The organism is Bowmanella dokdonensis, from assembly GCF_017254865.1.
GTDB lineage: Bacteria > Pseudomonadota > Gammaproteobacteria > Enterobacterales > Alteromonadaceae > Bowmanella > Bowmanella dokdonensis.
In genome coordinates this window covers 1-436 of the sequence record NZ_JAFKCV010000103.1, presented here as the reverse complement: position 1 = coordinate 436, position 436 = coordinate 1, and the positions used below count along the sequence as shown (strand labels likewise).

General features: G+C 49.5%; 1 pseudogene. It reads right to left on the bottom strand.

Features of this window, described 5'->3' with window-relative positions:
* Positions 1–436: pseudogene (locus J0A66_RS21740) on the bottom strand (MotA/TolQ/ExbB proton channel family protein); the annotation flags it as partial.

Below are 436 nucleotides of genomic sequence, written 5' to 3'. Positions count from 1 at the left end.
CCTGCATGATAACGCTCAGACAAAGTTGCCTTAGCAGTCAACAGGCCCAGAATGGTACCGCGAGTTGGATCCACGAAGAATGGATTGAAGCCAGATGTCGCGTCCATGAAGCTGGATGCATCGTTAACCATGTGGCTGTCAGGCTGACGACCCAAAGGTTGAACCTGTCCTTTCTCAGCATTGTAGGCCAGATAACCTTCTTTGCTTACCAGGTTGAACGTACCAACACGTACCACTTCCTGACGGCTAGAACCGCCATCCAGGCTGATTACGTCTGTTTCAAAACGCGCAATCTTGCCAGACTCAGTCATTTCAGTTTGCAGTGCGAACCACAACTCTTCCAATTCCTGAATATTTGGCAGGCCTTTACTTTCAGATGCCATACCTTCCAAGAAGGCTGAACGGCCAGGGTACTGAGCACTAACGATAGAGCTAG